Annotated in this window: 10 protein-coding genes and 1 other RNA gene; 2 read left to right on the top strand and 9 right to left on the bottom strand. The window is 42.2% G+C overall.

Going from position 1 to position 10,152, the window contains the following annotated elements:
* The first annotated feature begins 8 nt into the window (after positions 1-8).
* Positions 9-374: a transfer-messenger RNA gene (gene ssrA, locus VK958_RS12655) on the top strand.
* A gap of 178 nt (positions 375-552) precedes the next feature.
* On the opposite strand, the gene VK958_RS12650 is transcribed toward ssrA, so the two are convergent.
* Entirely contained in the window at positions 553-924 is a 372-nt protein-coding gene (locus tag VK958_RS12650; RefSeq protein ID WP_325241892.1) for a hypothetical protein, read from the bottom strand.
* 246 nt (positions 925-1,170) lie between these two features.
* On the opposite strand from VK958_RS12650, the gene VK958_RS12645 reads away from it, so the two are divergent.
* On the top strand, positions 1,171-2,133 hold the full coding sequence (locus VK958_RS12645) for a DNA-binding protein (RefSeq protein ID WP_325241890.1): 963 nt from the start codon (positions 1,171-1,173) through the stop codon (positions 2,131-2,133).
* Positions 2,134-2,186: 53 nt separating this feature from the next.
* On the opposite strand, the gene VK958_RS12640 is transcribed toward VK958_RS12645, so the two are convergent.
* From VK958_RS12640 to VK958_RS12605, 8 genes are all read right to left on the bottom strand, one after another.
* Positions 2,187-2,954 carry a hypothetical protein gene (locus VK958_RS12640; protein WP_325241888.1) on the bottom strand — a complete coding sequence of 256 codons (768 nt, stop codon included), beginning with the start codon at positions 2,952-2,954 and terminating at the stop codon, positions 2,187-2,189.
* Between the two features lie 8 nt (positions 2,955-2,962).
* On the bottom strand, positions 2,963-3,862 hold the full coding sequence (locus tag VK958_RS12635; protein ID WP_325241886.1) for a response regulator: 900 nt from the start codon (positions 3,860-3,862) through the stop codon (positions 2,963-2,965).
* Complete coding sequence (locus VK958_RS12630) at positions 3,859-4,356, bottom strand: chemotaxis protein CheX (RefSeq protein ID WP_325241884.1); 498 nt, start codon at positions 4,354-4,356, stop codon at positions 3,859-3,861. Before VK958_RS12630 ends, VK958_RS12635 begins: the two co-directional genes overlap by 4 nt.
* A gap of 232 nt (positions 4,357-4,588) precedes the next feature.
* A complete protein-coding gene (gene scpA / locus VK958_RS12625) occupies positions 4,589-6,700 on the bottom strand; it encodes a methylmalonyl-CoA mutase (protein WP_325241882.1) in 2,112 nt (703 codons plus the stop codon).
* A gap of 1 nt (position 6,701) precedes the next feature.
* On the bottom strand, positions 6,702-7,526 hold the full coding sequence (locus VK958_RS12620) for a Pnap_2097 family protein (protein ID WP_325241880.1): 825 nt from the start codon (positions 7,524-7,526) through the stop codon (positions 6,702-6,704).
* A gap of 2 nt (positions 7,527-7,528) precedes the next feature.
* Positions 7,529-8,818: an MSMEG_0569 family flavin-dependent oxidoreductase gene (locus VK958_RS12615; protein WP_325241878.1), complete on the bottom strand. Its 1,290-nt coding sequence runs from the start codon at positions 8,816-8,818 to the stop codon at positions 7,529-7,531.
* 28 nt (positions 8,819-8,846) lie between these two features.
* Entirely contained in the window at positions 8,847-9,143 is a 297-nt protein-coding gene (locus tag VK958_RS12610) for an MSMEG_0570 family nitrogen starvation response protein (protein ID WP_325241876.1), read from the bottom strand.
* 33 nt (positions 9,144-9,176) lie between these two features.
* Complete coding sequence (locus VK958_RS12605) at positions 9,177-10,151, bottom strand: sll0787 family AIR synthase-like protein (RefSeq protein ID WP_325241874.1); 975 nt, start codon at positions 10,149-10,151, stop codon at positions 9,177-9,179.
* Between the last annotated feature and the right edge of the window lies 1 nt (position 10,152).

Genomic DNA, 10,152 nt, shown 5'->3' with positions numbered 1-10,152 from the left:
TCTGTTTTGGGGATGACCAGGTTTCGACGTGGGTTACAAAGCAGTGCAGGGCATACCGAGGCTCAGCTACCTCGTAAATACAACTGAAACAAGTATAGTCGCAAACGACGAAACTTACTCTCTAGCAGCTTAGTTCTGCTGGACGCTGTACCAGCTCTCCCGTGGGTTGGATTGGGGTAACCCATACGCAGTGTCATATACACGGGATACGTGTTGTGCTGGGTTACTTAGCACTTCATTAACCTTTAGGTAACTCGTCTATACACTGCTTGTCTGTTGGTGAGGTATAGATTAAATTAAACAACAAGGCTAAGTATGTAGAACTGTCTGTGGAGGGCTTGCGGACGGGGGTTCGATTCCCCCCAGCTCCACCAAATTCAATGTAGTCAATAGCAAGTTTAAAAGCCAGCATTGCAAGATGCTGGCTTTTTTTATGCACTTCACGTGGGATCAAGTTGAGATATTTATCCTATTTTTATCAAAAGTTAAATAAAAAAAGCCACTCATAGTGAGTGGCTTTATAACGTTTCTAGTTTTTTATAAAATCACTAGTTAACGATAGCGTTTTTTTAAACCGGTAAAAAATCTGCGTTTGGCTACCATGCTTAACTGATCAAAAATCATATTCTTCCAAAGAAATTGCGCTCTGATCATTTCTTCATCCAGTCCAACAGCAAGGCACAGGTTCAGTTTTTTTCGATGCCTGATCCTTAATGTAGCAAATGCATGGTGTTTTATGCGATTCAGTTTACAGCTTGGTGCTGCCAATTTACCTGATTTCCAGCGATGAAATACTGCCGGTTTCACATTGGCTAGCTTGATTGCTTTAGGTTTGCTCAACGTACCTAATTGATCACCCACTTTTAAACTCCAGTTTAATAAACATTGCGTATGCAATTTTTTTATTTTGTTTTTATTATTCATGGCCTCCCTCCTGAACTGCAGATAAATCTGCAGCAAAATATTAACATTAGTGAAAAACTTGTTAAAAATAATTCAGGCTTTTTGTCTGATGCTTAACATAAATATGAATTAATCATGAAAAATACCAATTTAAATCAATCATTTAACGTGAAAATGAAATGATGCCAATAACATGAGTCATTATGTATGTTGGACGACCAAAAATCGGCTGAATAAAAATTCGTGCAAACTATTTAGTACATATTTTTGTCACAAAACAAACTAAGCAATCTGATTATTCGAAACATGACCTCTACTCATATCAATGAAGCCAAGCTAGTCCAGGATGTTGAAGTGCTTCGCAGCCAGTTTCCACAAGTAAAAGATTTGTATCGTGAAGTATGCCGATTGATGTTCTTTCGCTATGGGATACAGCCAACCGCAAATAAGCTGTATCAGCTTGTTCGAAAAGGCACCATGTCCACGCCAGCGCAAACGGTAAATAATTTTTGGAATGAACTCAGGCTTAAAAATAGGGTGGATGTAGAGCATTCGGGCTTGCCGGATACACTGCGCGAATTCGCTGGCGAAGCGCTCAGTACCTTATGGAAATCTGCGCTTGAGGTGGCCAAGCAGAATGTTAAAGAAAAACATTCGGTGATCAATAACCTGGAAAGCAGTAACAAGCTTGAGTTGGAAAACCTCAAGACTCAGTTGAAAAAACTCGAAAACCTGAATGCAGAGCAGCATTCAGAACTCGTGATTATCAGAAAACAGCTGCAGGAAAGTGAAAAAAGATTCCTCATCGACCACCAAGTTTCTGCAACACAGAAAGAAACTGTCAAGATGCTGCAAAATGAAAAGTCTGCACTGGAGGGTTCGTTAAAGAGTATCAACAATGAATTTTCTGCTGAATTCAATAAACTGCATGCCGCATTGAAGTTATCTGAAGACAAGTTCAGAAAGCTGGAAGCGAAGTCATTTTTGGAAGTTGATCGTGAGCGGCAGCGGGCCTACAAGCTGGAGTCTGAAATCAGCGAATTGAAAAAATCTTTACTCAAAGAACACGCAGTTACCAAGAGCCAGTCTGCCAAAAATCAAAAGCTGGTCAATGAATTGCGTGAGAATGTTGGTGTGATAAAAGGGCAGCTAAAAGAATCGCAGCGACAACAATTGGCTGCCTCAAACAAGCTTAAACAGATAGAAAGAAAAAAACCTTTATTGAAGTAAAAAAGCGGCCATATGAATGATGGCCGGTTAGACGTATGATCATGATGAATGCGTCATGAAAGTTCGATAAACCGGTCTTCGATAAATTTCTTTTCAATGTTGTTGCGTTGCATCTCATTGTCCAGCACTTTGATTTTCTCTTCTAATACCTTTTTCTCGCGCTCTGCATCTTCCAATTGGTCCTGCAAACGCTGATTTTCAGCACTGGCTTCGGCAGCCGGATTGGGCTTTTTGGCATTCTGTAATTGTTTTATCTCAAGCCTAAGTTCAGACATCATGGATTCTGAGTCTTTGGCTTCTGAACGCGCTTTCATGACCATGGATTGGTAGCTCTCTATGCGTTTACGCATAGCGCCAAGCTCAGCGTTCTCATCCATAGAGAGGTAATTACTTTTGCGTAGCTGGTTGGCGATCTCTGCCATGCTGCTTTGCAATTTGCTGATTTCACTGACCACAGCTTCGCTAGGCATATCATTGCCTTGTTTTTCGCTATTCCCTAAAGAACTGGTGATAAACATTTCATCCAGTCGCTCATGAATTTCTTTAGATACTTTATCAAATCTCTGCAAGGTGTTGATTAGTAATGGATCCGGCTGTTTTGAATTTTCTTCCATGTTGGAGAAACGTCGATCCAGTATCGCGCATAGCGTTTCAAGATTCTTTGATGAATTTTGCAATTCTGCATGACACCTTCCCAATGAATTGAAAAATTTCTCCTGCTGCATGGTGTTACTTAATAACAACCTGACAAGCAAAAAGGCTGCGCCGCAGCTGATCAACAGTGCGATGCTGCCAAATATTTCATTAAAGGTATAAGCCATAAATGCTCCTAGATCAGTTTGATATAGGTGATATAACCCGTGCCAACGCCTGGTACATTCAATTTATAGTCAGCCCGGCCTTCATTGGTCTTCAATGACATTTCCAGGCGGGGAAACTGTCTGCTCACGATGCTTGAGCGTGCCAGCTTAAGTGGGCCATTTTTTTTGCTGATTGACATGCCTGCGCCGAACTCATCCATAAATTTACGTGCTTCATCCAATTGATCATTTGAAGCGGAGCCGTTTTTTATGAAAGAAGGCACCATGGCCGGTTGGTCATTATTGAGTGCCCACAGGATGCCGACAGCACTCATTTCCATAATGGCCAGTGCATTCACCGGCGGTGTTTTCCCGTTTTCACCAAACAGGCCGATCAGATTATTTTCGCTGTAATCTGCCAGCTTTAATTCAGGGCAGGGCTCAAGCGTGAATGCCTGGCCTTTGAGCATGCTGGAAAGCAAAGTCATGACACTTGCCAACTCCTCGCCGACCTTGTCGGCCGCTGATTCATCAGAAGAAAAGGGCACAAACTTTTTTAAATATGTTTTCAAATCAACATCTTGAAATGGTTTGTTGATGACGAATTTCGCACCACTTTTATAAGCAGATTCTATTTTATCCATATTAGATTCGGTAGTAATAAAGCCGATAGGGATACGATTGCCATAGGTTTGGCACACATGCTGGCAAAATTCCAGGCCGCTAATCTTTGGCATATGCCAGTCAGTAATGATTAAGTCCGGCGTATATTTTTCCAGAATTTCCATCGCAACTTCTGCATCATTCGCACTTCGAATTTCCAGGTTGGGATAATTACAAGACTCAATGACTCTTTTGATAATGCTCTGGATAGCTCGACTGTCATCGACAATCAAAAATTTGGCTGCGCCGCCTTTCACTGTACTCATGATAAAAATTCCCCGGAAGATTCATTATTGACGTCGAAGATCACCAGATTAACCAGGTCCTCGTTCGGCTTATCACTGACAAACAGCATACTGAATGTCGCATTTTTTTGTAGATCAAGAAATTCAGTTAATGGAATTTCTTTGGGCAGTCCTAATTTGCTATTTTCACCCACAACCAGATTACCGCCGAGGATGTTACAGGTCTCTTTTTTTGCATCCTGTATATCTGCCGCTGAAAGCGTTTCAGGGTCAAGCCCAAACATATGTGAGGCCACTTTAATTGCTTCAGCGTCATCCAATATCAAGCCAATCGCGATTGATTCCCGCTGAGGCAGGCTATCAATATACATAGGCAAAATCACAGCCATCAGGCCCTGGTGGTCATCTATGGTAGAGCGATGGTTGCTTTCCTTAAACGCGAAAGCTGTACCGCTCACAAATGACCATGACTCAGAAATCTTTTTCACCATGTCTGTTGTCGATAACAACTGCATTTGGTATCTCCCAATGTAGAGTTAAGATGCTACAGGGATAATGCGATAATAAATGTCGAATGAGTGCAGGAAATACCTACTAATTATTTGTATTATTATCAATATGAATATCGCCCATCTTATTATTCGCATAATGTATATTATGTTAAATTTTAGATGAAAGAAAAAGATAACTGATTTTCCGGCTCAGCCAATACCTGGGTCTTTCTAACGTTAGGAAGTAAAATATTATTTAAGCTTTTTGCAATTTCTCGTTACTGAGTAACCGATGCGCTGTAATAAGGTTAATAAGAATTGGAATAGCCCCTAAGATACTTTCCCCTGGTGCCATAACATAAGAAAGACCTACTTCAAGTAGTGCTTGGTGGTGGTTAGTGGGAATGATCCCACCCAACGCTATCGGCGTGCTTAAACCTTTTTTGTTAACTTCTATCATTAGTTTGGGTATGAGAATATTGTGCGAGTTTGCCAATGACGATACAGCAATTAAATCTGCATCAAACTCAATTGCTAGCTCAATCATTGTTTTGATATCTGTGAAAAGCGGAGCCTGTTTAACAATGCAGCCAGAGTCCGTGAGAATTGTAGATATCACATTTAATCCTCTGTCGTGACCATCTTGTCCAATTTTAGTGACCAAGATTCTTGGAGGACGATGAAGCAATTTACTAGCTTCCAACACAATGTTTTTACAATGTGTCCATCCAGCACTATCACACATCACCTCTCCATAGACTTGCTTAGTCAGTACTGGAGCCTGAGTAAATCTTAAATTCGCCTTTGCCAATGCTTCAGTACACTCTTGAATCGTGGCTCTACATTTAATAGCTTCAATTGTGGCTGCCAATAAATTGCCTTCTCCAGACTGACCTATGTGAGATATATGCCTAAGCGCTCGCTTAACGTCCAGGGCATTCCTGGTTAACTTTAAAACCTTCAACTTATTTGTTTGGGCTGCTCGTAAGGCATATGAATCTACATCCAGACTAGTTGAGCTCTCAGGTTTACTTTGACTACCAATAATTGGCTTAACTCCTGAATCAATCTTAGCCTGCGTTTCTGCTGATTTTTCCTGAATGATGGTTTGCACCCATTTAGCATCAAGTGCTTTAATCATGCCACCCATCGAATCAATTTCAGCAAAAATTTTCTTCACTTCAACTATCACATCTGATGTCAGCTTTTCCATCATATAAGAGCCAGCCCAGGGATCAATCACATCACAAATTCCGGTTTCAGACTGTAGGATTCTTTGAGTATCCCTAGCGACTTTAGAAGATTCAGTTGTTGGAAGTGAGTAGGCCTCATCATAAGAATTAGTGTGTAACGATTGCGTCCCACCAAACGCAGCTGCCATCGCTTGTGCAGTGGTTCTAGCTATGTTGTTAAGTGGGTCACCGGCAACTAATGACCATCCGGATGTCTGGCAATGCATCCTTAATGCCTTAGCTTTAGTGCTCGAAACGCCGAGATTTTTCAGCATTTCTGACCACAAGACCCTGGCCGCTCTTAGTTTTGCTATCTCTAAATAAAAATTGGAGCCCACACAGAAGAAAAATGAGAGGCTTTCACAATACTTATTGATGTCGATGCCTTTTGTGATTGCGTAGTTTATGTATGTTTTGGCATTGGATAAAGTTAATGCTAATTCCAACACCGGTCCGGCTCCAGCCTCCTGGAAATGATAGCCGGAGATAGACATTGAATTAAACTTGGGCACGTGTTGGGAGTTGAATTCCACTACATCTCCAGCGACTCGTAGTGAAAATTGAGGTGAGTATATATATGTGTTTCTAACCATGAATTCTTTAAGGATATCATTCTGGATAGTGCCATTCAGATCCTCAAATCGATATCCCATTTCCTCAGCAGCTACTAAAAAAGACGCCATGACCGGAAGTACGGCTCCATTCATGGTCATGGAAACTGACACTTTATTCAGGGGGACACCTGCAAATAATATCTTCATGTCTTCGACACTATCTATTGCTACTCCAGCCTTTCCCACATCACCTTCTGCAAATGCACTATCTGAATCAATTCCTCTGTGCGTTGGTAAATCAAAAGCGACTGAAAGCCCTGTGGCTCCATTTTGGATGGCCTCAAGATATAACTTGTTAGTAGTCTGCGCATCGCCGAACCCAGCATACTGCCGAATAGTCCATGGCCTTTCGGTATACATAGTTGCATAAGCCCCTCTGAGATAAGGCGGTTGACCAGGCATAGTATTTAAATGATCAATGCCAGCAAGGTCCTCAGTAGTATAAATAGGCTTGATTGTCACATCACGTTCGGGCGTGATAGATAAATCGTGAATAGTTTCATCATCCAATTTCGACTGCATATCAAGCCTTTCTTTTATTGGTAAATACGTCAGCAATTTTTACGTTGTGCTGATTGAATACCTCACACCAATGCTTCAATTCATTTTTTGATTCCAGGACCGATCCAAGCGTGACTATCAATGGATCTCCAACATTAATGTTTCCGTAGAAATATAATTCCCTCTGGTCCAATGCCCAAAGCGAATCCCTTGCAAACCATTCCCACTCAGCTTTATCAATAAAGTTCTGGAAATTAGCGAAGTACAAAAAATAAGCGCCATTAAAATCAGAATATGGCGATGGATTAAAGGTGATGCTTTTCTTCTCACCTGAGTAATATCTTTGAATACCTAGATGTTCAACCCAGTTATTACTCCGGGCTGCTTTTGCAAAAGTAATCCAATCATTTAACTCTTCACGGTCGCCATTAAATTCTTTTGGTTCATTTACAAAGTTGGCTCTGGTAATAGATTGGTTATTGCCATGCTCTCTTCTATAGACAAATGTCGAGAGCATGGATATCTGAGCTGCATTAAAACTTCTAGATAAAACAGAGTGCTCCCCATAGTATCGAGCAGCACCCACTCTAGTGACTTCTGAGCGCATTGAAAATGACTGGTTTTCTTCAATTTTATTCAGCGATTTAGAGGTAATCTTTACTGCAGTAAATGCAGCATATGCTTTGTTACCTGAAACATCATGGAAGTCTGGCAGCGACTGATTATTCAGTTCTGCTAAAGCAAGCCAATGTCTATGGCCACACTCTTTTAATAACCAATTTTCAGACAATCCTTGGTAAGAAAGGTGTGGCATTCCAGCTATGTAGACCTCTTCAAGCATGCTCATATTTAAGCCGCAATCATGGTTTTCTCAACATCAGCCTTTGTTAAACTGATGACATCAGAAATGTATTGCGCATCGCGATCAATGCCAGAAAAACGGCCTGAACCCCATGTATATAACCAGGGCAGCCCCAGGAAATAGAGCCCTTTCTGAGATGTCACCCCTCGTACATGTGCTGGGTAACCACGGCCGTTAAAAATGGGTGGGTCAATCCAGCTAAAGTCAGGTCTGAAACCAATACACCAAACAATGCTGGTAATGCCGGCAGCGATCAAGTCCAGTTCCAGTTTCTCTTGATCAGGCTTCCATAGTGGGTCATAGGTTGAGGAGGCTGGTGCATCAATGTTGTTTTCTGCGATGTGTTTATCAATCGAAGCATTAATGCGGTTATAGACTGCATCTGCCTGATCCAGCATTTCACCAAGATTGCCGCTGAATTGAAGTTTTCCGTCTCTTAATTCATTCAGGTAGCCAAATAGCTCCATACCTTCACTGGCAAATTTTCGCAGGTCGATATCCCTACCACCATCTCTGCCAGTGACATAGTGATTAGTATTGTCACGAACACCTTCACGCAGAGGATGTTTATCAACTGGCAGATCGTAATAATTCATGTCTGCTAACCAATCTACGACATCCCTTCCACGGTAGAAGCGAGCACATCTTGGCGCGTCACCAACTGCGAGGAATACTTTTTTCCCCGCCAAATGTAAGTCTTCAGCAATTTGTGCTCCTGACTGGCCAGAACCGACAACCAGTACGTTTCCTGCAGGCAGTGATGCTGGATTTCTGTATTGCTCGGAATGGATTTGCTTAATTGAAGAAGGGATTCTTTCAGCCATTCTTGGAATAATCGGCACATGGTAACCACCAGATGCTACGACGACTTGACCAGCTGTGTATTCACCTGATGATGTGGAAACACTGAAGCCACCCAGAGGGTTTGCTTTAACTTGCTTTACCTCCACCCCTTCTTTAATTGGTGGGTTTACATGCTTAATGAAACCGTCCAGAAATGCGATGATTTCATCTTTCACCATGAAGCCATGAGGATCACTTCCGCTGTAGGAGTATCCAGGTAAATTGCATTGCCAATTAGGTGTTACCAAGCAAAACGTGTCCCAGCGTTGTGTACGCCATGCATGCGCAGCAGAATATTTTTCAATGACCAAATGATCGGTATTTGACTGCTGCAGGTAATAACTCAATGACAGGCCTGCCTGGCCACCGCCAACAATAATGACTGAAAAATGTGTTTTGCTAGCGCTTAAAGCTGTCTGATTTGAAGTACTCATAATTTATTCCTTGTTTGTATCTGGAGAGTTAAAGATCATTTTCGGTAATGCGTCTTACAAGTACCGTAGACCCTGGAGGGAAATTACCCTTGGCAACTAACTCTTCAATCGTTTTTAATTGATCTGCGGCTGCCGAGCAGCTATAGCCATATTTTGCCCGCACACGCTCTGATGCCTCGCCCAACCCTTCTCTCACCTTTGTCAGAAACTGTTGAACTTCATACGATTCGCCTTCCACCAAAAACTGTTTGATGATTGTTGAAGGTGAGTAACATTGAGACCGACTTTCGTCCGGCCACACCACATTGAAATAGACACTTGGCATCTCTCTCTCCTAAAATTTTAGTGCCCTGCCCTGCTAATTTTCTTGTGCAGAAGGCAAGATGAAATTACTGGTATTTAAATCCCAGACTGTTTCTGTTTTACCCTGATATTCCAGGGTGACTTTATTTGAGTCATTAATGACGCCAATTTCCTGACATGCTATGAACCTGTCTTTGAATTTGGCTATGACTGCATCGGCTTGCTCTGGCTTTACTGACAAAATGAATCCAAAACTCGGAAATGCAGAAAGCCATCTCAACATCGGTACAACTGGAGGAATTGGCACTTGATCCAGATTAATATTGGCGCCAACCTTGGAGCACTCCATGAGCATGATGGAAGTACCGATAAGTCCTGCCATGCTGATGTCTTTTGCAGCAGCGCAAAGACCTTCCTCAGCAATCTCAGGAAGTAATTCCAAGTCGCCTCTGAGACGTTCCGAAGATGCTTTAGAGGATGCATTCCAGTATGGATAGTCGCCTTCAAATTTCCCGCGCATATCAATTGCCATGAGTAATTTGTCACCAGGTCTGGCATTAAAGCTGGATAACAGTTTTTTAGCTTTTCCGATAATGGCCACGGCTAATTGCCCTTGATTCGACCTCACATTAGAATGACCGCCGACAATTGGTACCCCATAGACTTTTGAAGCTTTCGCCATGCCTTCAACGATTTTCTCTGCGTTGATTGCACCTTCACTCCATAGCGCGTTGACGACAGCGATGGGTCTTCCTCCCATTGCATAAATATCACTGATGTTTACCATCACCCCGCAATATCCTGCGAACCACGGCATCTCACGAACGAACTCTCCGACCAATCCTTCAATAGCGAATAAAAGATAGCCATCGGCATCCGGTATGGCAGCACAGTCGTCTCCGATCAGGACGTTGTCATCGACGCTCACAGGCATCACTTTGTTCATATAGCCAAGCACATCGGCAATGTCGTGTTTATGTTGAAAGAAACGACTGGAGCGAAGCATTTTTACGATTTCACTTAACGCCATA

It is taken from the genome of Methylophilus sp. (assembly GCF_035460085.1).
Classification (GTDB): Bacteria; Pseudomonadota; Gammaproteobacteria; order Burkholderiales; family Methylophilaceae; genus Methylophilus.
The sequence above is the reverse complement of the archived record's forward strand: the minus strand, read 5'-3'. Positions and strand labels throughout refer to the sequence as shown.

Excerpts from the sequence above, each read along its gene's own strand:
- VK958_RS12650 (WP_325241892.1), bottom strand. The coding sequence starts at position 924 with ATGAATAATAAAAACAAAATAAAAAAATTGCATACGCAATGTTTATTA.
- VK958_RS12640 (WP_325241888.1), bottom strand. The coding sequence starts at position 2,954 with ATGGCTTATACCTTTAATGAAATATTTGGCAGCATCGCACTGTTGATC.
- VK958_RS12635 (WP_325241886.1), bottom strand. The coding sequence starts at position 3,862 with ATGAGTACAGTGAAAGGCGGCGCAGCCAAATTTTTGATTGTCGATGAC.
- VK958_RS12630 (WP_325241884.1), bottom strand. The coding sequence starts at position 4,356 with ATGCAGTTGTTATCGACAACAGACATGGTGAAAAAGATTTCTGAGTCA.
- scpA (WP_325241882.1), bottom strand. The coding sequence starts at position 6,700 with ATGCAGTCGAAATTGGATGATGAAACTATTCACGATTTATCTATCACG.
- VK958_RS12620 (WP_325241880.1), bottom strand. The coding sequence starts at position 7,526 with ATGAGCATGCTTGAAGAGGTCTACATAGCTGGAATGCCACACCTTTCT.
- VK958_RS12615 (WP_325241878.1), bottom strand. The coding sequence starts at position 8,818 with ATGAGTACTTCAAATCAGACAGCTTTAAGCGCTAGCAAAACACATTTT.
- VK958_RS12610 (WP_325241876.1), bottom strand. The coding sequence starts at position 9,143 with ATGCCAAGTGTCTATTTCAATGTGGTGTGGCCGGACGAAAGTCGGTCT.
- VK958_RS12605 (WP_325241874.1), bottom strand. The coding sequence starts at position 10,151 with ATGGCGTTAAGTGAAATCGTAAAAATGCTTCGCTCCAGTCGTTTCTTT.